Here is a 25,041-nt window from a genome sequence, read left to right on the forward strand (position 1 = left end):
ATGCGACCGTGTGCCGCCGGAGAGAGCATGGAAAACGTGCCTGACCTCCAGCCTCACCCCTGTCTCAGACGGGTTCTCGAGATGGGACACGGTCATGACAGACCAGACGGACACCTACACCACCCTGCATCGCGACACCGCACTCGCCGACACCCTGCAGGAAGTGATCGAACAGCTCGGAGCGAACACGGGCCTGGCCTACCTGCTCGCCGATGACGACCGCACCCTGCGCAGCGTGATCATCGGCGGAGCCCAGCCGGCGATCTACGTCATGCCCGAACGCGTCGGCACCGACGCCCCCTACGCCACAGCCGCCGCGTTCCGCACCGGAGAGATGACCACGGCGGGGTTCCCCATCCCCCACCCTCCCGGCCTGAAGTTCGCCAGCCGCATCCCCTTCCCGTACTCCGTCGTCGCCCTGCCCATCGACACCGAACACGGCCGGCTCGGAGTCGTCACCTTCGTCTGGGTCCCGCCCCGTACCCACTTCCTCAGCACCCGCGAAGTGGCCTGGCTGAAGGACACGACCGAAGACCTGGGCCGGATCCTGGGAGCCCTGGCGGACAGAGCGGTCGGCATGCGCCCCGGCACCAAACCGGCCCTGCTGCCGCTGTACCGGCGCGGGCCACGCCCGGCGGGGACCGTCGACAGCCGTTGGGGGCTGCCGGGGCATCCCGGCTCCACGGAAGTCAGTTTCATGTACCAGATCCACCAGCTGGCCGCCGAGCTGAACGAGGCCACCAGCGTCAGCGACGTCACGGCCGTCGTCCGGCAACGCGTCATGACCCCTTTCGGGGCCACCGCGTTCCTCGTCCACGTCCTCAAGGACGGCCGGCTGTGGGTGGCCGGACACAGCGACTACCCCACCGTCGCCCTGCGCCTCCTCCACGGTGCCGCGGCCACCGCCCACCGTGCCGACGCCGACGCCCTGCTCACCCGCACCCCTTTGTATTTCGCGGACCGTTCCGCCCTTCTGCGCACCTATCCGCACGCCGTCGACGACGGCCTCGAGGCCACCGCGTATCTGCCGATCACCTCGCATCAGCAGCCCTTGGGCGTGTGCACCCTCGGGTTCCCGCAGCGTCGCGTCTTCAGCTCGGAAGAACAGGCCGTGGTGATGCTGATGATGGATCTCATCGGCCCTGCCCTCGAACGCGCCACGCTCACCGAGAGCACCCGGCAACTCGCCGAGAAGCTCCAGAAGAAGCTGCTGCCTCGCGACCTCGTCGAAGTCCCCGGCATGACCACCACCGCGCGCTACGTCCCGGCCTCCTCCACCGCGGGGCTGGGCGGCGACTGGTACGACATGATTCCGCTGCCCGGCTGCCGCATCGCGCTCGTCGTCGGCGACGTGGAGGGCCACAGCATCGAAAGCAGCGTCGTCATGGGCCAGCTCAGGAGCGCCGTGCGTGCCTATGCCACCGAGGGCCACTCCCCCGGCACCGTGCTCAGCCGCGCCAACCGCCTGCTGAACGAACTCGACACGGACCTCATGGCCACCTGCTGCCTCATCGACTTCGACACCACCACGGGCACCGCCGAAACGGCCCTCGCCGGCCACCCGACGCCTCTCTTCCGCACCAGCGACGGCACCGTCATCACCCCCCGTCTTCCCGCCGGCCTCCCCCTCGGCATCAGCCCGGACACCCACTACACCACCACCGACATCCCCCTCACCCCGGGCGCCACCCTCTTCCTCTACACCAACGGGCTCACCGCCACGCCCGACACGGACAGCACCGACGCCGACGCCGGTGGCTGGACGCACAGCCTCCTGTCACCGGCGCCGCCGAGCATCGATGAGCTCGCGGACCAGTTGATCCAACAAGCATCGGTCCACACGGCGCACCACGACGACGTCGCTCTCCTCATCGCCCATTACGAAGGCCCCGTGCCCGGTCCCAACCGCCGCATCACGCGCATGACCTTCCACCGTCACGACCTCAAAGCCGTCAAGACCGCGCGCCAGTTCATCACCGACAGCCTGCACACCTGGGGACTCGACGACCTCATCGACAGCACCCGGCTCGTGACCTCCGAAATCGTCACCAACGCCCTCATCCACGCGGACAGCGACGTCGACCTCCGCCTGCGTGAATACCCCGACCACCTCCGGCTGGAAGTACGCGACACCGACCCCACCCCGCCCATCCCCACCGCGATCACCCTCACCACCGAGACCAGCCAGCACACCGAACACGGCCGAGGCCTCCACATCGTCGACGCCCTCTCCACCGGATGGGGCAACAGCCCCACCGGCCGCGGCAAGACCATCTGGGTCGACATCTACAACAACCCCTGAGCCGACCACCCCGACCCGCCTGGCTCCTGGCCCGGCGGCACAGTGCATGGGGTCCGGGTTCGTTGAGGGGGTCGGATCGGGCGTAGTAGATTTCGGGGGGAGGCGCAGGAGTGCCTGCCCCGGACGAGATGTGCGCCGTACCCGGTCCGACAAGACGACGCTCGCGGGAGGCGTCATGGGCGTGCACGGGCAGTGGATCGACTTCGGGTCCGAGGCACCGGTGCACCGGGCCCTGGATGTGGACTGGATCCATGGCTCGCCGTCGGCGAAGCACAACACCGATCCCGACATCCAGGTGCACGCGTACGACGAACACACATTCATCCTGCGCCAGAACAAGGCCATCAACTACGAGGCGCCGTTCCTCTTCCTGGTCTTCGGCAACACACGTGCCGTGCTCATCGACACCGGAGCCACCGAGTCGGCCGAGTTCTTCCCGCTGCGCCGAGTGGTCGACGAAGTCGTCGGACGCTGGCTGGCCGCCCATCCGCGCGACGACTACGGCTTGCTGGTGCTGCACACCCACGCTCACCGCGACCACATCTCGGGCGACGCGCAGTTCGCCGACCGCCCGGGCACCACGGTGGTGGGGGCGGATCTGGACAGTGCCTGGGCGTACTTCGGCTTCGCCGACGAAGCCGACCGGGTCGCCCGGGTCGATCTCGGCGGCCGGGTGCTGGAGTGCCTGGCCACGCCGGGCCACCACAAGGCCGCCGTCACGTACTACGACCGGCACACCGGATTCCTGCTCACCGGTGACACGGTGTATCCCGGGCGGCTGTACGTGGAGGACTGGGCCGCCTTCGGCCGGACGGTCGACCGCTTGATCGCGTTCGCCGGCACCCGGCCGGTCACCCATGTCCTGGGCTGCCACATCGAGATGACCACCCAGTCCGGCGTCGACTATCCGGTCCGCACCACCTACCAGCCGGACGAGCCGCCCCTGGAGATGACCGTCGACCACCTGCGCGACATCCGCGCGGCCATCGACGAGATCGGCACCCGCCCCGGACGCCATCCCTACCCGGGGTTCGTCATCTGCCGCGAGGACGACTGAGCGGAGGACGACTGAGCAGGCCCGGCCCTGTCGCCCCTGGGGTACGATCGACCGTATGGGTAGTGCCATGGCAGATGTCACCGACAAACGTCTCCTGCGCGGCGCCCGGACGCGGAAGACCGTACTGGAGCGGGCGGTCGACATCGCCTCGCTCGACGGTCTCGAAGGAGTCAGTTTCGGCCGTCTGGCCACGGACACCGGGCACAGCAAGGCGGGCATCCAGACGCTCTTCAAGACGAAGGAAGCGTTGCAGCTCGCGGTCGTGGACTTCGCCCGCGAGATGTTCATCGACAACGTCGTCCGGCCGGCCAGGTCCGCGCCGCGCGGCGTCGCCCGTCTGCGCGCGCTGCTCGACGAGTGGGTCGTCTACGCCTCGACCCCGCTGTTCGCGGGCGGCTGCTTCCGAGCCGCGAACCTCGCCGAGTTCGACGGCAAGCCCGGTCCCGTCCATGACGCGCTCTTCCGCGATCAGCGGGAATGGCTCGAAGTCATCGCCGGCGAACTGCGGCACGCCGTGGACAGCGGTGAGATAGCGGACCTGGACATCGACCTCGCCGTCTTCCAGATCGACGCGGTGCTGTGCGCCGCCAACACGGCTCTACGGCTCGGGGACGACAGCGCGGTGAGCAAGGTACGCCGCATCGTCGAGGGCCTGCTGGCCGCCCCGCGATGACCGGCCGGTGACAGGAGAATGCGGTGGGCCTCGGTCCACCGCATCGTCCTGTCAGGTCACTTGGCCGGCTTCGCCGGGCCCGGGGGCCCCGGAGCGGATCGCCGCCCCGTGGCCGCTGCCCCGGGCTGCCGGAGAGCCAGTCGGCCTACACCGGCTCGAAGGTCACTTCGTCTGCCTGCGGGCCTGCCTCACCTCGCGGTCGACAGCCCAGGCGTCGGCGACCGGCCCGAGGTGGCCGAGCTTGTCGGGATTGATCACCGAGCGAATGGTCTCGATCTGCCCGTCGAGCGTTTCGAGGACCAGGATGTGGAGCACCTTGCCGTCCCGGTCCTGGAAGACCGCACCGGGCTGCCCGTTGATCTCGCGCGGCCGGAAGGTCACGCCGACCCGGGCCATGAGGGGGTAGACGGAGGCGAGCAGCCGGGCCACGTTGTCGGTGCCGGTGATGGCCCTGGCGAGCTGCGGGGCCTTGCCGCCGCCGTCCCCGACCATCTGGACGTCGGCTGCCAGCAGCTTCCGCAGCCCGCCCACGTCACCGTCCTTCAGGGCGTCGAAGAACCGGGTCGCCAGCTCCTGCCGCTCCTGACGGTCCGCCTCGAAGCGCGGCCGCCCGGCCCGCATGTGCTGCCGCGCCCGTACCAGCAGTTGCCGGCACGCCGCCTCCGACCGTCCCACCGCCGCGGCGACGTCGTCGAATCCGAAGCCGAAGACCTCCCGCAGCACGAACACCGACCGCTCCAGCGGGCTGAGCCGCTCCAGCAGGAGCAGCGCCGCCATCGACACCGAGTCGGCCAGCTCCGCCGAACGCGCCGGATCCTGGTAGGGATCACTGAGCAGCGGCTCGGGGAACCAAGGGCCCACGTACTCCTCCCGCCTCACCCGCGCGGAGCGCAGCACGTCGATCGCGATCCGCGTCACCGTGGCCGACAGGAACGCCTTGGCCGACGCGACCTGGGTGGTCGAGCCGTCGTAGCGCAGCCACGTCTCCTGCACCGCGTCCTCGGCCTCACCCACGCTGCCCAGAATGCGGTAGGCGATCGAGAACAGCAGCGGCCGCAACTCCTCGAACTCCTCGACCTTGTTCACGACGAATCCCCTCCCGTGTACCTTTCCACTCCGGCCGCGGTCGCCGGCGCCCTCATCTTCGGTGATCACCGGGACCGAGGTCTCCCGGACCGCCGGTCGTCCGGACCGGCGGTGGGTCACGTCGGCGCGACCGAGGCCGGGACCGGGGCCCGTGGCGGGTCCCCGGGCCCGGCGGTGATGCCGGTCAGTGGAACTGTCCGGGCTCGTAGTCGCCGGCCGGCTGCTGGGTGATGATGTTAAGCCGGTTCACCGAGTTCATGAAGGAGACCAGGATCACCAGGGCGGTGAGCTGTTCCTCGTCATAGTGCTTGGCGACGTTCTCCCACACCGCGTCGCTGACGCCCGTGGCCGCGTCCGCGACCCTGGTCCCTTCCTCCGCCAGTTCCAGCGCGGCACGTTCGGCCTCGGTGAAGACCGTGGCCTCCCGCCACGCCGCGACCAGGTTCAGCCGCACCGAGGTCTCGCCGGCAGCGGCGGCCTCCTTGGTGTGCATGTCGATGCAGGCGGCGCAGCCGTTGATCTGGCTCACGCGCAGCGACACCAGTTCCTGCGTCGCGGCCGGCAGCGGTGAGTCCTTGAGCGTCCTGCCCGCCGACATGAAGTACTTCAGAGCCTTGCCGGCGGTCGGGCTGGCGAAGTAGTTCAGTCGCGCTTCCATGATGTGCTCCTCCGTGGTCGTCGGTGGCTACACCCCTGGGACGAGGTGGCCCGCCCCGCTGTGACACGGAGGGATGTGACCCGCGTCTCCCCGAGGCCGGTGCTCGTCGGCCCGTGAGGGAGGCACGCTCCACGGAGCTTCCGCAGTCCTCGCTCAGCCCTGGGCGGCCGGCCGCTTCGGCAGGAGGAAGACGACGAGGCCCGCCACGACGGCGATGACGAAGGTGGCGAAGGACGCGATGGCGAAGGCGTGGCCGGCGGCGACCCTGCCGACCGCCTCGGGGTGGAACGAGCCGAAGAAGACCGCTCCGATGACGGCGACGCCCAGCGCTCCGCCGCACTGCTGGGCCGTGGACAGGACCCCGGACGCCACACCGGCGGACTCGGGCTTGACACGGCTCAGCACGGTGTTGAGCGCCGGTGTGATGACCAGTCCGCCACCGACGCTCTGCAGCACGAGGGTGGGGATCACGAGCAGCGGTGTGATCCGTGGGCCGGACACCAGCAGGAGCCCGGTCGCCAGGTAACCGGCCGCCAGTATGACCACCCCGATCTCGAGGACCCGTCGTCCGTACCTCGGGATGGTCCGGCTCGCCACCATGCTGAACACGAAGAAGGCCGTGGCCGCCGGAGTGTGGACGAGGCCCGCGCCGAGCGCCGACATGCCGAGGCCCTGCTGCAGCGTCACTGACAAGGCCAGGTAGTACGAGTAGATCAGCGCGTACAGGGCGAGGACGAGTACGAGCCCGAGCGAGAACGAGCGCTGCCGGAACAGCGTCAGCGAAACCAGCGGATCCCCGCCCCGCCGTTCCAGACCCCGCTCGATCACGACGAACGAGCCGAACGCGACCGCACTGCCCGCGAAGCATGCCCAGACCCACCCCGGCCAGCCCGCCTGCTGCCCCTGGATCAGCGGGAGCACCAGGAGGAAGAGCGCCGCGCTGAGCACCAGGACGCCGGGCATGTCCAGCTTGCGGCCGGCGGCTGAGCCCGTCTTCGGCACGTATCGCACGGCGAGCAGGAACATGGCGATGCCGATCGGCACGTTCACCCAGAACACCAGGCGCCAGCCGGAGCCGAACAGGTCGGCGCCGATCAGCAGTCCCCCGACGACCTGTCCTCCGATGGTGGCCATGCCCATGACGATGCCGAGTACGCCGTACACGCTGTGCCGCCTCGCCACCGGCACCAGCACCGTGACGTACGCGAACACCTGAGGAACCATCAGGGCTGCTCCCAGGCCCTGGACGACACGTGCGCCGATGAGACTGCCCGCGTTCGGTGACAACGCGCAGGCGACCGATGCGAGGGTGAACAGGACCACCCCGAGAAGGAAGATCCGCTTGCGGCCGAACAGGTCGGCCAGGCGGGTGGCGGTGATGATGAAGACCGCGTAACTCAGCTGATAGCCCGCGAGGACCCATTGGACGTCACTGTCCGAGGCATGCAGGTCCGCCACGATCGAGGGATCGGCGACCACGACGATGAACGAATCGAGCACCGCCATGAACAAGGCGGCCAAGACGACCGATATCGTCATCCAGGGAACGGCGTCGGCCTTCGCGGCCACCGGCGGCCGGCTGACCGACTGCTGACTACTTGCCACGATGAGAGACCTCTTTGTTCGTCGGGGTCCGGCCGGACATGGACGGGTCGGGCATCACGGCGATGTGGTCCGTCCCAGGGAACCGGCCAGCTTCCTGACCATTTCGGCCGCCATGACGGCCTGTCCCGAGGTCGAGAAGTGGATGCGGTCCTCGCTGAGCAGGTTTCCGCGGTCGTTGACCGGGTGATCCCACATGTCCACCACGACGGCGCCGTATTCGGAAGCCAGTCCGCGCACGATCTCGTTGACCGCGGCGATCCGCTGCGGCCAGTCGGGGAAGACCGGCACGACGTACGCCCTGCCGAGCGTGAAGGTGGTCAGCAGGGCGCCGGTCCCCTGCGCCACGTCGTACATCCGCCGGAGCGTGCGCTCCATCTCGCCGAAGTCCGGCCTGCGCCGTGCGATGTCGTTGGCCGCGCAGGGAAGGTGGAGGAGATCCGGGGAGAACTCGACCATGCGGGCCGCCTGTTTTTCGAGCGTCTGGGCGGTGGTCGCTCCGGTCTCGGAGACATTGAGGTAGTCCAGGTCCGGCCGGACGGACCGCAGGACGTCCGCGACGCGGTCCGGCCAGCCCTGGTCCTGGTAGCCCGGGGTGGGATCGCCGGTTCCCGCCGAAAGGCTGTCTCCGATGACGGCGTACCTGCCCCAAGGGGCCCCGGCCAGCAATGTCATGGCATCCGCCCGGTCCAGGCAGAACGGGTCGGTCGCCTCAGTGAAAACGGGTTGCTCCATGCCAAAAAGCGTACAGTCGATCGTATGTTTTCTTCAAGAGGGTTCCTGGGCGGCCTGACCCTTGGGGCGCCGACGGCGCGTGCAGCGCCTGCTCGGGGCCGGAGAGCTTGGGGGCACGGTCCGCGCCGGCTGGGGCGGTCATGCGACCGCGCGGGTGATCCCTCACGACATCGCGCTACCGCGCTGCCTCACCTCGGGAATCGGTGCACTCGTACAGCCGTCATTCCGGCTTCGGGCGCCTTGAAAAACATCAAATATCGCGCCGCACAGAGGAGATATCGTGCTGGCGAAGAATTCCACTCCGGTGAAGCGCATCCGTCTCGCCGTGCCTTATGGCACGAGGGCCCGTCCGAGGGCTCTTGCCACTGTCACCGCCGTCGGCGTACGCGGCCGAGACGCCCCACCGTTCGACACGGGTCACTTCCGAGAGCGCTCACTCCGCGGACGAGTGCGCGAACTCCTCGGGATTCGCGCTGGTGGTCGACCTCTACCTCAAGGACGCCGCGTCGGCGCGCCCGTACGACGCACTCGTGGCGCGAACGCTCCCCCAGATTCAGGCCAACGAACCCAACACCTGGATACAGGGTGTCAAAATACTGCCTCGTGGGCGGATTCAGCAGAAAGACGGAGTCGCACTGACACCACCCGCCGAACCCGACAGGGGACGCCAGGCAGCCGACCAAGAGGTTGTCTCGCATGGCGGGTTCTGCGAACTACTGGCCGTAGCTCAGGGCGGCGGCCATGGCCAGGCCCGGCTCTGCCGGTCGCTGCGGTCCACGTACGGGATCTTGAGGCCACGAGCAGCCCATGGCAGGCTCATGCCGCATGATCGATGAGTTCGCGAAGGACAACCTGCACGGGAGACTGCGGCGCGACCGCAAGGCGCTGCTCTGGAAACTCGACGGCCTGTCCGAATACGACGCCCGCCGGCCTTTGACAGCGACTGGGACCAATCTCCTCGGCCTGGTCAAACACATGGCCTGCGTCGAGGCCAGGTACCTCGGAGAGGTCTTCGACCGGCCGTCGCCGGAACCGCTGCCTCGGTGGCAGGACCACGACGGCAGCGACCTGTGGGCGACTGAGGACGAAACGCGCGATCAGATCATCGAGTCCTACCGGCGCACGTGGGAACACTCGGACGCGACGATCGACGAGCTTGCCCTCGATGCCCCCGGCCACGTGCCGTGGTGGCCGGAGCCTCATCCCAACACGAACCTGTTCGCCATCCTGGTCCACGTCCTCGGCGAGACCAACCGGCATGCCGGGCACGCCGACATCCTGCGTGAAGGCCTCGACGGCCGAACCGGGATGCGCCCCGAACACGTGATGCAGATCGATGAGGAAGCCCACGCCGCCTATTGCGCGAGGATCGAACAGGCCGCCAGGTCGGCCGCATCAGGCAAGGCTTAGAAGGCTGTCTCACGTGACTTGATGTTCGAGCGGGATGACGCCGGCCGTGGGTGCTGATCTGTCGAAGCGTCTGATTCCTGGTGAACTTGGGTTCGTGGTCGCCCCGTTACTGCCGTCGTTCGCGGCTCGACCGCAAGGTGGCGGGACCGCTCCGCGTGACGAGCGGGGCCGAACCCGGTCGATCACGGCAAGAAGGGCGGCAAGCTGCACTTGGTGTCCGATGCCCAGGGCGTCCCCGCTCGCCGTCGCCGTGTCAGGTGCGAACCTGCACGACGGTCTCGCCCTCAGGTCACTCGTCCTCGATCGCTTGGCTCTTCGGCTACCGCCGCCTGACCGCCCGATACGAACGAAAGGGCTCGCACTTCCTCGCCTTCCTCGGCCTGGCCGCTGTCCTGAACTGCTACAAGAAGCTCGCGAAACCTGCCGCGTGAGACACCCTCTGAAGGTGTGGGTTACCTCAGGGCGTCAACGCGGTCCGCGCCAGGTCGCGGAGCCAGACGTGGGCGGGGTCGGTGTCATAGCGCTGATGCCATGACAGGTACACCGCGGCCGACGGCAGTTCGAACGGCAGTGGGAGCAAGGTCAGACCGAGAACCGTGGCCGCTGAACGCGTCGTCGATTCGGGGGCTGTGACGAGGAGGTCGGAGCCGCGCACGAACTCGAACGCGGCCCCTTCGGTGGGCGCGGTCGCCACTACCCGTCGAGTGAGGCCGAGCCGCGCGAGAGCGTCGTCGACGGCGTTGCCGAGCCTTCCGCGCCGCGAGACGGTGATGTGCTCGGCCGCGGCGTACCGCGCGACGGTGACAGCCTTGACTCGGGTGAGCGGGTGCCCTCGCCGTACGACGATGACGTGCTGGGTCTCAGCCACCCGATCGGCACGGATGTCGGGTGCGGTCGGGCGGTTCGCGTTCGCCTCCAGGTCGACCTCGCCGCGACGCAACTCGGGGGTGTCGGTGCTCGATTCCGCGATGAAGCGCACACGCACGCCCGGCGCCTGCTTGCGTACGGCCGCGAGAAGCGCGGGGCCGCTGAGGGCGACGAGTGCATCGTGCCAGCGGAGTGTGAAGGTGCGCTCGAGCGTCGCGAGGTCGAGTTCGCGGCTCGGTGCCAGCACGCCCTGGACCTGCCGCAGCAGCTCGTGCACCTGTTCCCGGACGGCGATCGCGTACGGCGTCGGGGTCATCGTGCGCCCGGTACGCACCAGGATCTGATCCCCCGTCGTGCGCCGGATCCGGCCGAGGCTGCGACTCATCGCGGGGGCGGTGACGTGCAGGCGCTCAGCAGCTCCGGCCACGCTGCCTTCCTCCAGGAGCGCATCGAGCGCGGCGAGCAGGTTCAAATCCAATTGCATGGGACTCATCCTAGCCGTGCTTTACATGCACTTGCAGTTAACTATGGGCCCTCCTACCTTCGAGATGCGGGCGCGAACGAAGCACGGTTCTCACCCGGTCCGCCTCATCACCCCCCTGCTCAGACGGGAGCACCGCCATGCCCGAGTCGATTCAGACCACCGGAATCGCTGCAACCGCCGGCTCCGCGTCCGACGCCGACCTGCTCGCACAGACCGCGATCGCCGTGCGCGCGGCGGCTTCGGCGCTGCGGGAGCGGTTCGGCGACGTGGTCCGCTACCAGACCCGCGAAGAACTGATGCGCGCGCTCGCCGCCAACGACGACGCGGCCCTCGACGTCCTGCGCCCCCGCCTCACCCTCCTGCGCCCGGGCGCCCGCTTGGTGGAGGACGAGCTCGCGGGCGGGGCCCTGCCCCCCGGCGAATGGTGGGTCCTGGATCCGGCTGAAGGCAACGTCAACCATCTGCACGCCCTGCCGGAGTGGGCGGTGACCGCCACTCTCGTGCGCGACAACCAGCCGGTGCTCACAGCGGTTCACGTGCCGTTGACCGGTGAGACGTACACCGCGCTCGCCGGCGGCGGCGCCCACCTCGACGGCCGCCCGCTGCACGTGTCCGAGACCACGGACCTCGGCCTGAGCCTCGTGGCCACGAGCCAGGCCAGGCCGGACGAGGACGAGAAGGTCGTGCGGCGCATCGGCTCCTCGATCACCGCGATGCTCTTCGATGCGCTCGTGGTGCGGACATCCGTGCCCGCCACCCTGCACCTACTGAACGTGGCCGCCGGCCGGATCGACGCCTTCTGGCAGTTCGCCGGGGCCCGCGCGGACCTGCTTCCCGGGGCGCTGCTCGTCGCCGAGGCCGGGGGGCGGATATCCGACGCCGAGGGCCGCCCCTGGACCCCGGAGAGCGAGAGCTTCCTGGCCGCCGGGCCCGGCGTGCACGCCCAAGCCGTCACCACGCTCTCCCGCTGACTCCCACGACAACCACAAGCATCGGAAGGACCACATCAGCATGACCATGATCGCCGTTCTCGGAAACGGCCGCGTCGGCGGCAGCCTCGCCCTGGCCCTCACCCGGGCCGGGCACGAGGTGACCGTGGCGGACCGCTCACCGGGCTCTGCCGCCGACGCCGCCCGGACAGCGCAGATCGTCATCAACGCCACGCCGGGCGCCGGCTCGCTGGAGCGGCTCATCGCGCTGCGCGAGGAACTGCGGGGCAGGATTCTCGTAGACGTCTCCAACGCCACCGTCGACGGACCGGACGGACTGCCGGCCGAGCTGCTCTACCCCGGCTCAAGCCTCGCGGAGCGACTTCAAGAAGTTCTCCCCGACACGCGCGTCGTCAAGACGCTCAACACGATGCTCTACACGGTGATGACCGCGCCCGCCGCGCTCACCCAGACACCGACCGCCTTCCTCTCCGGCAAGGACCCGGAGGCCAAGCAGGTCGTACGCGGGCTTCTCGCCGACCTCGGCTGGCAGCAGGAGTGGATCACGGACCTCGGCGGGATCGAGACCGCGCGGGCCGCCGAGGCCGCGATCCTGTTCGTACCACACGTGATCCGATCCAGCGGATTCGCACCCTTCGCAATCTCGATCACCCGCTGAAAGCCCGACGCGACTCTTCCTGAGGATGCATCGGGCTTGCAACGGGCGCGTCTGGGGCCCTTGGAGGCCAGGCCCTGCCTACCGCCCGATGCCAACACCCGCCGCCAGCGGTTTGCCGACATCCTCCCGGCACAGCGCGGTCCACGACAGCCGCCACGGCCCGACGTAACCCGCGCCGTCAAAGATCCCTAGAGCGAGTCGAGGCCGAGTTCGTGGTTCTTGATCGCTTCGCGGACGGCGCTCACGAAGCCGTTCCAGAAGTGGTCGGCGTAGGGGCTGCCGGGGCTCGGAACGCCGGCCGTCGTCCTGCGCTTGGCCGCGCCGGAGAAGTCACCGAACATCGCCTCGCGGAGCGCCGTGGACAGCTCCAGCTGGGCGCCGGCACCCGTGCGGGTGCGGTTGACGATGTTGGCCGGGTCGTCGCCGTTGATGGTGTCGCCGGTGCCCGCGAAGACCACGCTCACGTTCCAGTCGATGGTGGTCGTGGGCGAGGTCAGCCCGTACTTCGTGAAGGCCGCCATCAGGTTGCGCTTGAGCCGCTCGTCCCGGCCGCCGATGATGATCTTCTTCGCGGCCGTGTCGTCGAAGCCGTGCAGGGAGACGGCGTAGAGGTTGTTGGCGCAGACGGCGAGGGCGGCAGGGTCGTCGCAGTGCGTGGAGGTGACGTGCTGCGCGGACGAGTTGGCCAGGGCCTCGAACATCCAGTAGTCGCGCTGCGGCTCTCCCTGCACCGCCGCCGTCGCCGGGTCGGTGTTGACGTCGAAGGGCGTGTATCCCGCGACGGCCAGGCACAGCTCGCTCGTGCCCGCCTCGATCCCGCCGCCGTGCGGCGCGATCACCGCCGTGCTGCTGACGGGGCTGCTCGTACTGCGGGCGTTGTCCGTGATCTGCGTCGGCGCACCGATGCGGAAGCGGCGCATCCAGTCGGTGCCCTCCTTGGCGGCGGTACGGGTGTACAGCTCGGTGTTCGACCCGTACTGGTCGGCGGCCGCGGCCGGCGTGGCGCCACTGCCCATCACGGCGTTGAGGGTCGGCAGCGCGGCGGCGACGGCCGCGACGGAGGTGAGGACGGTGCGTCTGCTGGTGTTGTTCATGGGGTGATCTTGCATCACGATCCGACCTCCCCCTCCTTCGGGTCCCGTGAGCATGACAGCTTTGGGGGGCCATTCGTGAGCGTCGGGCCCAGGCCGTGGCAGCCGCGGCCCCTGGGCCGCGCCCGTCGTTGTCCAAGTGTCGGCACTGCCGTTGATCGACTCGCAAGGGCTGTCCCACCCGCACTCCGGCTGACAGACTCTTCGGCCATGGCGGACAGCGGACTGTGGGTCGGCGTCCTCACCGCGCTCACCGCGCTCGGTGCCAGCTCCATCACCGCGCGCGCGGCCTCGCGTGCGGCACTGCTCCAGGCCCGGACGACGGCTCGGGCAGAAGCCCTTCGCGAGCAGCGGGACCGGCGCCGGTCCGCCTATCGGGAGCTCATGGGCTGTGCTCACTCCTTCTCGGCGGTCACGTGGCGGATCGACGAGGTCGACGCGGCCGACGACCGTGAGAGCAAGGATCGGGTGCTTCGGCAGATGCACGAGCGCATCGGCCCGGCCATCGGTGACATGAACAGGGCGATGCACGAGGTCCGGCTGGACGGTCCTGCCGAGGTCTCCGCCGCGGCGGACCGTGTGCGGGACAAGGCGAGGCGCGTGCAAGCCACACTCAAGCCGCTCATCGGTGACGCCAGTCCCGAGCGGCGGGACGCGTACGACGCCGCCTTTCGGGATTTCCGGGATGCCTACATCGCGTTCATCGGCCTGGCGCGAGGAGCGCTGGAGGTCAAGGACGAGGACGGGTAGCCCGGTCTTCCAGGCGTGCGACCGGCGGTGTGCCGGCCGAGCAGCTGAACGTCCTTTCCGGTCAACGCCGTCGAGACGTCGGGCCCGGTGCCGCCATCGGGGCACTGACCTGTTCCCGGTCAGCGACCGCTGCCCCGCGGACCGTTGCGGTGAGCGGGCGGGTCGGGACCATCGGGTCACCGGGGGGGGACTCATGGCCGACGAGGAGCAACGGGATCAGGGCGAGGGAGACGTCGCGGGGCTCCCGGCCTCGGCCGCCGTCGCCGTCGCCGTTCGCCAGGCGCAAGAGCTGTGGCCCCACGTACAACAGGATCCGCAACCGGGCGCGTTGCCGTACGTGACCGTTCACCCATCAGGGCAACCCCGCGGCACGCTGATCCCTGCCGGCCCGGCACCCACGTTCAGCATCCGGCCGGGTGTCTCGCCCACCGCTGCCGGAGCCGCGTCAAAGCCGCTGACGGGGACGGCCGCGGTCGGCCGACCCTTCGGGCTCGCGACCGCTATGCCCAGGGCTCGCCGGTGGCGGGGTCGAGGCCTGCCTCCCAGCGGCGTTGCTGCTCGCGCCAGTTGACGAAGGAGCGGTCCGCGGGAAGGACGACGCTGATCGTCTCCTCCTGGAATTCGTCGTCCGTGAGCAGCCTGCGCAGGAACTCCGCCATCCCGAAGGGGTGAATCTGGAAGGGAGGATCCGTGTGCCGCCCGCACACGAAGACGGGCCATCGGTCGGGATCGTCATCCGTGGTCAGCCAGCAGTAGATGTCCGCGCCGCTGGTGACGCCCCAGGCCAGGATGGAGTCGGGGGCCACGTCCAGCGCCGCTCTGCCACCGAGCATCTTCCAGGTGCCGCGGGCGTTCTCCGTCTCCTGCCGGAGGCCGGTCCCGTCCGCGTAGGCATCGGTCCGCGGGACCGGCAGCAGGATGCCGACCGCGTCACTGATCTGCCCTGCGCCGTACACCTCCATAAAGGCGATGTAGTCGGCGGGGAACCGGGTCCCCCAGATCGTGCCGACCTCGCTCCAGTCGATCCGCTCATCCACACCGTGCGTCGACGGCACGACCTTTTCGAGCGCCGCTATGCGCGCGTCCCCGCCCACTGTCACTCCCACTCACGCATGTCCGAGAGCCACAACCTACGTGATCGTGCTCCCTGTGGGCGGCGCACGGCCGGCGCGGGCGGTTGCCGACGGCAAGGCCTCCGTGCACCGGGGACGGTCCGCAGGAGTCGTCCCCGTCGACCGGCCGCACCAGACGACCGCCCACGCCCTGGTGCCGGTCGAGCCGGCACCAGGCCTCAGTCGAACATGCTCGACACGGTCTCCGGCCGGACCACACACAGGGCCCAGATGATGAATCCGGAGAAGGCGATCAGCACGATCGACCAGAGCGGGTAGTACGGAAGGGAGAGGAAGTTGACGATGATGATCAGCCCGGCGATGGCGATTCCCCCGACACGCGACCACATCGCGGCCCGGAAGAGGCCGAAGCTGATGGCCACGGCGATGACTCCGAGCACCAGGTGGATCCAGCCCCAGCCGGTCAGATCGAAGTGGAAGACGTAGTCGGGCGTGGACAGGAAGACGTCGTCCTTGGCGATGGCCATGATGCCGCGGAAGATGCCGAGCAGGCCCGCGAGCATCAGCATGACGGCGCCGAACATCGTGAGCCCTGTGGCCCATTGGTCCTTGGCACTGGGCATGTGCGGGGTCTGTGCGGAGGTCATCGTGCTACCTCGTTCCCATCCCGTGAGAAGTCGTCACCGCGCGGGGGTGGAGGGTGCGGATCCCGTGGGCGCGGAGGTGGAAGCGGTGGCACCCGTGCGTTCGGACGGTCCCTGGCCGGCCAGGACCAGTGCCTTCGCCCGGCCGAACTCCTCCTCCGTGATGTCACCTCGGGAGCGCATCTCGGCCAGCTTGGCCAGCTCGTCGGCCTTGCTGACGCCGGCGCCGCCCAGGGCGGTCTCGCGGATGTAGTCGTCGACGGCCCGCTGCTGGGCACGTGCCTGTTCCAGCTCACGACGGCCCATGCCCTTGCCGCGGGCGATCAGGTAGACGAACACGCCCAGGAACGGCAGGACGCAGACGAAGATCGTCCAGCCGGCCTTCGCCCAGCCGCCCAGGTCGTCGTCCCGGAAGATGTCGACGATGACCCGGAAGAGCAGGATGAACCACATGATCCACAGGAACAGGACCAGCATGGACCAGAAGAAGCCCAGCACCGGATAGTCATACGCGAGGTAGGTCTGCGCGCTCATGAATCTTCCTCCGTTCCGGCTGTGAGCCCGGTAGTCGTTCTGGGCCCTCCTCAGGGTGCGCCGGGCACGGACCCGGCCACCTCACCCGAAGCGGGTGAACAGGCTCCCCGGGTCGGGGGATCAGCCGCTGTCCGGTGCGGCCGGCGCACGAAGGTGCCGGAGACCGCCGGTGTCGAGGACCGCCACCGCGGTCCCCGTTCCGCGCGGCGCCTCAGCGCGGGGTACCGGGCGCGTTCGAACCGGTGAGGCCCGATCGGCGGAGTCCGGCTCGCCAGGAGAAGGCGAGCCCGACCTCGGAGAGGCCGACCAGCACGAGCCACAGGCCCAGCAGCCGGGTCAGCGCCCGGGCCGATTCCGACGGCAGGGCGAGTACGACGACTGCCGCGAGGATGCCGATCACGGCGGTGCCGGCCATGAAGCCCCGGTGCGGCAGGCCCCGTGCCGCGAGGGCCGTGTAGAGGGTGAGGATGCCGGAGGCCAGCCAGACGATGCCCACGATGACGGACAGGGCGGTGATGGTCTGCAGCGGGTTGCGCAGGCACAGCACACCGGCCAGTACGTACAGCACCGCGGAGAGCAGCAGCGGCAGCCGCTCCCCGTGGCTTTCCCTGCCGAAGACCGCGACGAACCGGAACGCCCCTGTCACCAGCAGGTACAGGCCGATGAGGACGGCCAGTACGTGCAGCGTCTCGCCCGGCCAGACGAGGACGAGGACGCCCACCACGAGGGTGGTCACGGCCGACGCGAGGATCCAGGTCCAGGAACGGCCGAGCTTCGTCAGCAGCTCCGGCGGTTCAGTGGTCGTCGTGTGAGGGGCCCCGCCGGGAACCTGCTCCGCTCCGGTGTAGGGCCCGTGACCACGAGACTCGGTCATGGCTCCTCCTCGCGTGGTGGAAGGGTCCGCATCGGACGGCCGGCGGGGCCGTGTGGGGGGACCTCACCGCACCAGCCTCCGCCGGCCCGTCGCCGCCCGCGTCACCCTGGGCGGGTGATCCGGGCGCCGGGAGGACTCCGGGCGCGGAAGGACTCCGGGTGCGGAAGGACTCCGGGTGCGGAAGGACTCCGGGCGTCCGGAAGGACGATGAGGCGGGCACCGGGGGGCCGGACGGCAGACCGGTCCCGGGCGACGGCAGCGGGTCCGACATCCGCACCCGGCATCCCGCATCCCGCGTCCGGCATCCGGCGTCCGGCATCCGCGTCATTCCGGCATCTGGCGCATTTCGAGTACGTGCAGGCCCAGCGACTGGCAGCGGGCGAGCAGCCCGTACAGCTGCGCCTCGTCGACGACCGGTCCGAACAGCAGGGTCTGGCCGGACATGATCACATGGTCGAGTTCAGGGAACGCCTTGGCCAGCGTCTCTGTCATCTGTCCGTCGACGCGAATCTCATAGCGCATGAGGTGCTCTCCCCCACGTGCCTCGAAAGGGCGTGCCACTCCCCGTCGGTGCGATCCTGGGCCCTGCGCCCCCGCATGGCTTCACCCCCTGGAGGGGATACCGTCGGCGGGCCGGCACCGGGACACGGCAGGCCTGGGTGATCCGGCAGGATCGCCTTCCCGTCCACGGTCACAGCAGCCCGAGCTCGCGGGCGCGCCGCACCGCGTCCTGGCGCCGGTTCACGGCCAGTTTCCGGTAGGCGCTCTTGATGTGCGTCTTCACCGTGTTGACCGACACGTACAGGTCCGCGGCGATCTCCTCGGTCGACATCATCTCGGCCAGTCGTCGCAGCACGTCCCGTTCGCGTCCGCTGAGTTCCTGCACCACCGGTAGTGGCGGCCGCTCCTGGACCGGCTCCGGGTGGCCGGGTGACGGCGGTCCGGGTACGAGCCACCCCTCGGCCAGTCCGCGCAGCGGCACCGTGCGCAGCAGCGCCCGCAGCCACGGTCCGGCTTCGAGGAAGGGGCTCCGCAGTCGCTCGCGCCGGGCTTCCTCGAGCGCCCGGGCCACGAGCCTGCGCTGAGTGGCGACGTCCCCCACTTCGCCCGCCACCTGCGCCCGGGCCAGTGCGGTCCGTACGGTGATCGCGGGGCCGGCGTGACCCTGTGGCCGCACCCGCTCCAGCAGTTCGATCGCGGCGCCGGTCCTGCCCACGGCCAGCTCCGCCCGCACGGCCCCCACCAGGCACACCGGCTCGCCCTCGGGTTCTTCTGCCAGGAGTTTCACGGCCATCTCCGGGCGGCCGTCGGCGAGGTGCGCGGCGGCGGCCACCGCTGTCGTGTGCGCCGCGGCCCACGGAGACGTGACGTCGGCGCCGGCGGCCCGGTCCGCCGCCTCCAGGGCGGCCCGTGTGTCGCCCCGGGCCAGCAGGACGCGCCCGGTGACCAGGGCATGGACGGCCCGCGCGAGCGGGTCCGGCAGGGGGTGACGCGCGTCCGCCGCGGCGTCGAGGTGTGCCTCGGCCCGGTCCAGCTCGTTACGGTCGACGGCCACTGCCGCGAGGACCAGTGAGGCCAGCCCCGGACCGGGTGCCGCGGGCGGGCCGCAGCGGCCGGCCGCGGCGGCCACGGCCGATGCCTTGCGCTCGGCTCTTGCCGCCCAGCCGTTCAGGTAGTCGATCAGGGCCAGGTGGCCCAGGCACTCCTCGCGCAGGTGTGCCGTCGGTGCCGTCCGGCCGGAGTCGGCCACCGTGGTCAGGGCCGCTCGCGCGTCCTGGAATCGGCCCGCCCACAAGCGCGCGGACCCGAGGTGCGTGACCAGGAGCGCCATCAGCTCGGGATGCTCTTCCAGGCGCCGGCCGGGCACCTCGCTGCTCAGCCTCTCGGCGGTCCGGGCGGCTGCCTCCGCCCGTCCCGGGGAACCGGTCAGCCGTGCCGCCGTGACTTCCAGGAGGGCACAGCTCAGCCGGGCCGCGGCCAGGCCGGGTCCGTCGTCCTCGGATGATCCGCTCTGCCGGGTCAGAGCCCGTTCGGCCCGTTTCAGGCGGCCGAGGCCGCGCTCTACGTCGCACTGGGCCAGATGCCGGGCCGCGCGGACGAGGTCGGTGGCGGGGGTCGTGGGCTCGGGGCCCATGCGGGAGAACAGCTCGGACAGCGCGTCGGTGCGGAGGCCGGTGAAGATCTCTCCGATGGCGAGGTCGTCCACGAGGGCGTCGGCGGCGGACTCCCAGTCGTCCGCGGCGGCCGCGTGGCCGAGCGTCTCGTCGAGGGATCCTGAGCGTCGTAGCCAGTGCGCCGCCCGGCGGTGGAGTTCGGGTTCCAGACGGGGGCGGCACACCCTCAGGTGGGCCCGCAGGATCTCCGCGAACAGCGGGTGGAACCGGAACCAGCCGTGCCCGAGGTACTCGACGAACGCGTTCTCGCGGTGCAGTCCGGTCAGGATGAGTCCGGCGTCGGTTCGCCCGGTGAGGGCGTCGGCCAGTTCCGGACTGAACCGTTCCAGGATGCTGAGCCGCAGCAGCAGATCCTGCGTCTGGGGAGGTTGCCGCTTGAGCACCTCGGCGAGCAGGTAGTCGGCGATCGTGGTGCGGTCGGCCTCGAATCCCTTCAGGTAGGTCCGCGGATCGCCCTCTCCGCGCGCGGCCAGGGCGCACAGCCGGAGTCCGGCCGCCCAGCCCTGCGTGCGATTCACCAGCGCACCGATGTCGTCGTCCGGCAGGCGCAGTCCGTGCAGCGTCAGGAGATCGGCCGCTTCGCGGGGGGTGAAGGCCAGCTCGGCGTTCTTGATCTCGGTGATCGCGTCGGCCGCCCGGTAGCGGTGCAGCGGCAGCAGCGGCTCGGTGCGCGTGACGAGGATCAGGCGCATGCCGCGGCCCGCCTGTTGCAGTACGAAATCCAGTTGGTCCGCGATCTCCGGGTCGGTCGCCTGGTCGTAGTCGTCGATCGCCACGACGACGGGTGCGTCCCTGGCGCTCAGCTCGCCGGCGAGCCGCGTGAGCAGCGCGTCGTCCACGTGACCGGGTTCGGCCGGGGTGCCGATGTCACCGGACAGGGTCACGTCGGCCAGGCGCAGGGCCTGGAGGAGGTACGCCCAGAAGGTTCCGCATCCTTTGCCCGCCAGCCGTGCGGTGAGCCAGGCGACCCGTCTGTCGCGTGCCGCGGCCCAGTCGGCGACCAGCAGCGTCTTGCCCGCCCCCGCGGCTCCGTCGACCACGGTCAGCGGGGTCAGCAGGGCCTCGTCGAGGTGCTCGTCCAGTCTCTCGCGGCGCAGGAAGGTCGCGGGGCGCGCCGGTATGACGAACTGGGTCCGCAGGAGCGGGTTCCCCCGGGGGTCCGCATGCGGGGTGGCCGGCTCCGGTCCGTTCTCGTCCAGCACGGCCATCATGTTCACCGCCACTGATCTCGTCAGGTCCCGAGCATCGCTTCTCCCGCCCCGTTCATAGCGTTCCCCGTCGCGACGACGGATCACAGGGGCCGTTCGTCCCATTCGTCCCAGTGGTAGCGCGCCCGGGACGCCGGGAGGTACCGGAGAGCTGCCGGACCGGAGCGCTTCGGGGGCGGACCCGGGACGCCGGGCGGCGCCCGGGAGCTGTCGGACCGGGGTGCTTCAGGGGCGCACCCGAAACGCCGGGCGGCGCCCCGGGAACTGTCGGACCGGGGCGCTTCGGGAGCCGGGTCAGCCGGCGGCGGCCGCGCGCCCAGGACCCGGACCGTCACCGTCGGGACCGGCCGGTGTCGGCATCTCGAGGCGGCCGTCGTGGATCTCGGCGATCCGGTCGACGGCGGTGAGGTGCGCGCGGTCGTGGGTGACGAGGACGGTGGCGGTGGCCTGCCGGCGGGTGAGGCGGGTGATCAGGTCCACGACTGCGGCGCCGCGTTCGTGGTCGAGTGCGCTGGTGGGCTCGTCCACCAGGAGGACCGTCGGGTCGTTCATCAGCGCACGAGCGATGTTGACGCGCTGGCGCTGGCCCCCGGAGAGCTGGTGGGGGCGGCGGTGCGCGTGGTTCGCCAGGCCGACGGCGTCGAGCAGTTCCAGGGCCCGGCCTCTGGCCTTGGCGGGTGGGCGGCCATCGATGTGGGCCAGCACCTGGAGCTGCTCGGCCGCGGTGAGGGAGGGCAGCAGGTTGGGCTGCTGGAAGACGATGCCGATCTTGTGACGGCGCAGCTCGGTCAGCTCGCCGCGGGTCATTCCGGTGGTGCGGGTGCCGTCGATGGTGACGGTGCCGGCGTCGGGGCCGATGAGGGTGGCGGCGACGGCCAGGAGGCTGGACTTGCCGGAGCCGGACGGGCCGACGACGGCGGTCAGGGTGCCTCGGGGGACGTCCAGGGCGACGCGGTCGAGTGCGGTCAGCCGGGAGTCGCCGTCGGGGTAGCTGAGGGTGATGCCGGTCAGGTTCAGGCTCATCGGGCGCTCCCCAGGGCGGTCAGCGGGTCGACGGAGGTGATGCGGCGGACGGCGAGGGCGGCTCCGAGCACGCCGAGCAGGACCGTCACCGCCGCCGGTACGAGGACGGTGGCGGGGCCGAGGACGAAGGGGACGGCTGAGCCGGCCACGGCGGCACCGATGCCGGCGGCGAGGGCGGTGCCGGTCAGCGTGCCGCAGACGAGCAGGAGGGCGGCCTGGCCGAGCGCGTCCTTGAGCAGGCCGGCGGTGGAGGCGCCCAGCGCCTTCAGGACGGCGACGTCGCCGCTGCGCTGGATGGTCCACACGGTGAAGAAGGCGCCGATGACCAGGGCGGAGATGGCGAACAGGAAAGCGCGCATCAGCTGCAGGGAGCCGTTCTCGGAGGTGTAGGAGCCGATCGCGGACAGCGAGTCGCCCTTGGAGACGGTCGTCGTGCCCGCGGCCCGGTCGGCCGCGGGGACGTCGGTCGTGGAGGTGGTGTTCAGGGCGATGACGGTCGCGGAGGGGCCGCCACCGGTGGGCGGCGCGATCCTCTGCCAGACGCCGAGGTCGGCCCAGACGACCGGGGTGTGACTGAAGTGGGCATCGCCCCGGACGGCGCCCACCGTGAGCCGCTGTCCGGCGACGGCGAAGGTGCCGCCGCGTTCCAGGCCCAGGTCGGCGGCGGCCGTGGCGGACAGCACCGCGGTGCGGGCGTCGAGCCTGCCGCTGTCAGGGGCGAGGAAGGAGCCGGACCGCACCCCGAAGACGGTGATCCCGGCGCTCCTGTCTCCCGCGGTGGCCCTGGTGGTGGTGATGCCCAGGGGTTCGGCGCCGGTGACGCCCGGCGTTCTGGCCCACCGCTGCCACTGCCTCTCGGTGACGGTGGAATCGGCGTACGCCAGGTCCTGTCCGTCGCCGGGTGCGCCGAAGGCGATCCGGTCGGCTGGCAGGGACGTGATCGCGGAGACGTTCTGCTGTGCCAGCCCGGCGGTCAGTCCGGACAGCAGCCCGACGAGCAGGGTGATCAGTACGATGACGGTCGCCATCAGGGCGAAGCGCCCCTTGGCGAACCTGAGGTCTCTCCAGGCGACGAACACGGCCTCGGCCCTGCCCTTTCCGGTGGTGGAAGCGGTACGGCTCCACCGTCGCCGCCGGGCCCCGGTGCGGGCATCCGGCTCAGGACGGCATTCCAGGGGCCGAAAGGCGGGGCACAAGTTGTAACTTTCGGCAGAGGCGTGGGCCGGTGAGGTTCCTTAGCCTGTGAGGACCGTGAACACCACCGCCCTCACCCTGACCCCGACCACCCGGGCCCTGGCCTGGTGCCTGCATCTGCTGGTCGTCGCCCTGCTCACCCTGGCCGCGGTCCGCGCCGTCGTCGGCGGGCGGCCGCATGCGGGGGTGACCGTCGCCGTGGCCGTGCTCTGCGGGCTTGTCTACTCGGCGGGGCCGCTCCTGCCCCGCGTCCGTGGCTCGCGGCGGGCAGCCGCGCTGTGGCTGGCCGCGGTGGGCCTGGTCTGGCTGGCGCTGCTCGTCCTGTCGGCCGACGCCGTCTGGGTCGCCTTCCCGCTCTACTTCCTCCAGCTTCACCTGCTGTCCCGGCGCGCCGGCCTCGTCACGGTGGCGGTCACCGCGATCGCGGCCATCGTCGGCTTCGCCGCCCATCAGGACCTGTTCAGCCCGGCCATGGCCATCGGCCCGGCGCTGGGCGCCGCGGTGGCCGTCGCCGTGGTATGGGGTTATCAGGCCCTGTACCGGGAGAGCGAGCACCGCCGCCGGCTGATCGAGGAGCTCACCGCGACCCGCGCCGAGCTCGCCGCCGCCCAGCACACCGCCGGTGTGCTGGCCGAACGCGAACGTCTGGCCCACGAGATCCACGACACCCTCGCCCAGGGCCTGACCAGCATCCAACTGCTGCTCCGGGCCGCCGAGCGCGTTCTTCCCGAGCGGCCCGAGGCCGCCGCCCGCCACATGGACCAGGCCCGCCAGACCGCCCTGGACAATCTCGCCGAGGCCCGCCGTTTCGTGGCCGCCCTCGCCCCGCCCGCCCTGGACGGCGCGACGCTGGCGGACGCGCTTCGCCGCCTGTGCGACACCACCGGCGCCCACCACCGGCTCACCGTGCGCTTCCGCCTCGACGGCACCCCGGCACCGCTGCCGACCACGTACGAGGTCGCCCTGCTGCGCATCGCCCAGTCCGCCCTCGCCAACACGGTCCACCACGCGCACGCCACCGCCATGGACGTCACCCTCGACTACACCGGCGGACAGGTCGCCCTCGAGGTCGTCGACGACGGCACCGGGTTCGACGCGGCAGGACTGCCCGACCCCGGCCCCGAAGGCGGCGGCTTCGGCCTGACCGCCATGCGCGCACGCGCCCACGCCCTCGGCGGCACCCTGGCCCTCGCGTCCGTCCCCGGGCACGGCACCACGCTGACCGCCCGGCTGCCCCTGACCCCGTCCGCCGCGACCGAGCCCGAGGCCCGCCTGTGACCGACACGCCCATCCGCCTCCTGCTGGCCGACGACCACCCCGTGGTCCGGGCCGGTCTGCGGGCCGTGCTGGAGACCGAGCCGGGCCTCACCGTGGTGGCGGAGGCCGCCACCGCCGAGGACGCCGTCGCCCGGGCCGCCGCCGGCGACGTCGACGTGGTGCTCATGGACCTCCGGTTCGGCAAGGGCATGGGCGGTGCCCAGGCCACCGCCGCCATCACCGCGCGCCCCGGCGCACCCCGGGTACTGATCGTCACCACCTACGACTCCGACGCCGACACGCTGCCCGCCATCGAAGCCGGTGCCACCGGCTACCTGCTCAAGGACGCACCGCCCGAGGAACTGGCCGCCGCGGTCCGTACCGCCGCCGCCGGCCGCACCGCCCTGGCCCCCACGGTCGCGGCACGGCTCATGAACCGGCTGCGCGCACCCGGCACCGCCCTGACCGCCCGGGAGACCGAAGTCCTGGTCTTGGTCGCCGAGGGGCTGTCCAACCAGGCGATCGGCGAACGCCTCCATCTCACCGAGGGAACCGTGAAGTCGCACCTGACCCGCGTCTACACCAAGCTCGACGTCGACTCACGCACCGCCGCCGTCGCCGCCGCCACCGGTCTCGGCCTCATCCGCCGCTGACCCGGCACCGCCGGCGACGAGCGCCGCCCGGGCCTGTCTCACCGCCGGCGGGGATGATCTGCGAGCCGTCCGGGTCACGGCCGG

The 25,041-nt window shown here is 70.7% G+C and carries 23 protein-coding genes, 2 pseudogenes and 1 riboswitch; of the genes and pseudogenes, 10 read left to right on the forward strand and 15 right to left on the reverse strand.

The features are described 5' to 3' along the window. Positions 1-94: 94 nt before the first annotated feature. The 3 genes from FHS34_RS10610 (at position 95) to FHS34_RS10620 (ending at position 4,032) form a co-directional block, all read left to right on the forward strand. Entirely contained in the window at positions 95-2,302 is a 2,208-nt protein-coding gene (locus FHS34_RS10610) for an ATP-binding SpoIIE family protein phosphatase (RefSeq protein WP_184963566.1), read from the forward strand. A 99-nt stretch (positions 2,303-2,401) separates the two neighbouring features. Next, positions 2,402-2,466: riboswitch (guanidine-III (ykkC-III) riboswitch) on the forward strand. An 11-nt stretch (positions 2,467-2,477) separates the two neighbouring features. Further along, entirely contained in the window at positions 2,478-3,359 is an 882-nt protein-coding gene (locus tag FHS34_RS10615; RefSeq protein ID WP_184964268.1) for an MBL fold metallo-hydrolase, read from the forward strand. A gap of 55 nt (positions 3,360-3,414) precedes the next feature. Beyond that, positions 3,415-4,032 (forward strand): TetR/AcrR family transcriptional regulator, encoded by a 618-nt coding sequence (locus FHS34_RS10620; protein WP_184963568.1) that lies wholly within the window; start codon positions 3,415-3,417, stop codon positions 4,030-4,032. 162 nt (positions 4,033-4,194) lie between these two features. Here the strand turns inward: FHS34_RS10620 and FHS34_RS10625 are convergent, their stop codons facing one another. The 4 genes from FHS34_RS10625 to FHS34_RS10640 all read right to left on the reverse strand — a co-directional run bounded on the left by FHS34_RS10625 (position 4,195) and on the right by FHS34_RS10640 (position 8,113). After that, entirely contained in the window at positions 4,195-5,118 is a 924-nt protein-coding gene (locus tag FHS34_RS10625; RefSeq protein WP_184963570.1) for an RNA polymerase sigma-70 factor, read from the reverse strand. A gap of 184 nt (positions 5,119-5,302) precedes the next feature. Next, entirely contained in the window at positions 5,303-5,776 is a 474-nt protein-coding gene (locus FHS34_RS10630; RefSeq protein ID WP_184963572.1) for a carboxymuconolactone decarboxylase family protein, read from the reverse strand. 153 nt (positions 5,777-5,929) lie between these two features. Continuing rightward, positions 5,930-7,381 (reverse strand): MFS transporter, encoded by a 1,452-nt coding sequence (locus tag FHS34_RS10635; RefSeq protein WP_225817334.1) that lies wholly within the window; start codon positions 7,379-7,381, stop codon positions 5,930-5,932. A 54-nt stretch (positions 7,382-7,435) separates the two neighbouring features. Next, positions 7,436-8,113, reverse strand: a complete 678-nt coding sequence (locus FHS34_RS10640; protein ID WP_184963574.1) for an SGNH/GDSL hydrolase family protein — start codon at positions 8,111-8,113, stop codon at positions 7,436-7,438. 825 nt (positions 8,114-8,938) lie between these two features. On the opposite strand from FHS34_RS10640, the gene FHS34_RS10645 reads away from it, so the two are divergent. Both FHS34_RS10645 and FHS34_RS44150 read left to right on the forward strand, forming a co-directional pair. After that, positions 8,939-9,523: a DinB family protein gene (locus FHS34_RS10645; RefSeq protein ID WP_184963576.1), complete on the forward strand. Its 585-nt coding sequence runs from the start codon at positions 8,939-8,941 to the stop codon at positions 9,521-9,523. A 165-nt stretch (positions 9,524-9,688) separates the two neighbouring features. Continuing rightward, positions 9,689-9,954 (forward strand): annotated as a pseudogene (locus tag FHS34_RS44150) (hypothetical protein); the annotation flags it as partial. A gap of 26 nt (positions 9,955-9,980) precedes the next feature. Here the strand turns inward: FHS34_RS44150 and FHS34_RS10655 are convergent. Further along, positions 9,981-10,874 carry a LysR family transcriptional regulator gene (locus FHS34_RS10655; protein WP_184964272.1) on the reverse strand — a complete coding sequence of 298 codons (894 nt, stop codon included), beginning with the start codon at positions 10,872-10,874 and terminating at the stop codon, positions 9,981-9,983. 137 nt (positions 10,875-11,011) lie between these two features. Between FHS34_RS10655 and FHS34_RS10660 the strand changes: the two genes are divergently transcribed. Then, positions 11,012-11,845: an inositol monophosphatase family protein gene (locus FHS34_RS10660; RefSeq protein WP_184963578.1), complete on the forward strand. Its 834-nt coding sequence runs from the start codon at positions 11,012-11,014 to the stop codon at positions 11,843-11,845. Between the two features lie 40 nt (positions 11,846-11,885). After that, positions 11,886-12,482, forward strand: coding sequence for an NADPH-dependent F420 reductase (locus tag FHS34_RS10665; protein WP_184963580.1), 597 nt, complete (start codon positions 11,886-11,888; stop codon positions 12,480-12,482). 23 nt (positions 12,483-12,505) lie between these two features. Here FHS34_RS10665 and FHS34_RS44365 read toward each other — a convergent pair. Beyond that, positions 12,506-12,607, reverse strand: a pseudogene (locus FHS34_RS44365) (helix-turn-helix domain-containing protein); the annotation flags it as partial. A gap of 63 nt (positions 12,608-12,670) precedes the next feature. After that, on the reverse strand, positions 12,671-13,576 hold the full coding sequence (locus FHS34_RS10670; protein ID WP_184963582.1) for a poly-gamma-glutamate hydrolase family protein: 906 nt from the start codon (positions 13,574-13,576) through the stop codon (positions 12,671-12,673). Positions 13,577-13,783: 207 nt separating this feature from the next. Between FHS34_RS10670 and FHS34_RS10675 the strand changes: the two genes are divergently transcribed. After that, entirely contained in the window at positions 13,784-14,323 is a 540-nt protein-coding gene (locus FHS34_RS10675; RefSeq protein ID WP_184963584.1) for a hypothetical protein, read from the forward strand. A 500-nt stretch (positions 14,324-14,823) separates the two neighbouring features. Here the strand turns inward: FHS34_RS10675 and FHS34_RS10680 are convergent, their stop codons facing one another. From FHS34_RS10680 to FHS34_RS10715, 8 genes are all read right to left on the reverse strand, one after another. Continuing rightward, positions 14,824-15,429, reverse strand: a complete 606-nt coding sequence (locus FHS34_RS10680) for an SMI1/KNR4 family protein (RefSeq protein WP_225817335.1) — start codon at positions 15,427-15,429, stop codon at positions 14,824-14,826. Positions 15,430-15,614: 185 nt separating this feature from the next. Continuing rightward, the gene (locus FHS34_RS10685) at positions 15,615-16,043 is read right to left on the reverse strand and encodes a DUF7144 family membrane protein (protein ID WP_184963586.1); all 429 of its coding nucleotides are present in this window, start codon (positions 16,041-16,043) and stop codon (positions 15,615-15,617) included. Positions 16,044-16,076: 33 nt separating this feature from the next. Continuing rightward, complete coding sequence (locus FHS34_RS10690; RefSeq protein WP_184963588.1) at positions 16,077-16,574, reverse strand: SHOCT domain-containing protein; 498 nt, start codon at positions 16,572-16,574, stop codon at positions 16,077-16,079. A 211-nt stretch (positions 16,575-16,785) separates the two neighbouring features. Next, a complete protein-coding gene (locus tag FHS34_RS10695) occupies positions 16,786-17,448 on the reverse strand; it encodes an HdeD family acid-resistance protein (protein ID WP_184963590.1) in 663 nt (220 codons plus the stop codon). 324 nt (positions 17,449-17,772) lie between these two features. Beyond that, positions 17,773-17,970: a DUF8691 family protein gene (locus tag FHS34_RS10700; RefSeq protein ID WP_184963592.1), complete on the reverse strand. Its 198-nt coding sequence runs from the start codon at positions 17,968-17,970 to the stop codon at positions 17,773-17,775. Between the two features lie 169 nt (positions 17,971-18,139). Continuing rightward, positions 18,140-20,830: a winged helix-turn-helix domain-containing protein gene (locus tag FHS34_RS10705; protein WP_225817402.1), complete on the reverse strand. Its 2,691-nt coding sequence runs from the start codon at positions 20,828-20,830 to the stop codon at positions 18,140-18,142. Positions 20,831-21,124: 294 nt separating this feature from the next. Further along, the gene (locus tag FHS34_RS10710) at positions 21,125-21,853 is read right to left on the reverse strand and encodes an ABC transporter ATP-binding protein (RefSeq protein WP_184963594.1); all 729 of its coding nucleotides are present in this window, start codon (positions 21,851-21,853) and stop codon (positions 21,125-21,127) included. After that, the gene (locus FHS34_RS10715) at positions 21,850-22,932 is read right to left on the reverse strand and encodes an ABC transporter permease (protein ID WP_184963596.1); all 1,083 of its coding nucleotides are present in this window, start codon (positions 22,930-22,932) and stop codon (positions 21,850-21,852) included. Before FHS34_RS10715 ends, FHS34_RS10710 begins: the two co-directional genes overlap by 4 nt. Before the next feature lie 172 nt (positions 22,933-23,104). Between FHS34_RS10715 and FHS34_RS10720 the strand changes: the two genes are divergently transcribed. Further along, on the forward strand, positions 23,105-24,325 hold the full coding sequence (locus FHS34_RS10720) for a sensor histidine kinase (protein ID WP_184963598.1): 1,221 nt from the start codon (positions 23,105-23,107) through the stop codon (positions 24,323-24,325). Further along, positions 24,322-24,957 carry a response regulator gene (locus FHS34_RS10725; protein WP_184963600.1) on the forward strand — a complete coding sequence of 212 codons (636 nt, stop codon included), beginning with the start codon at positions 24,322-24,324 and terminating at the stop codon, positions 24,955-24,957. The genes FHS34_RS10720 and FHS34_RS10725 overlap by 4 nt, the downstream gene beginning before the upstream one ends. Positions 24,958-25,041: the final 84 nt, after the last annotated feature.

Origin of the sequence: Streptomyces echinatus, assembly GCF_014203595.1 — a bacterium.
In the GTDB taxonomy this organism is placed as follows: Bacteria; Actinomycetota; Actinomycetes; order Streptomycetales; family Streptomycetaceae; genus Streptomyces; species Streptomyces echinatus.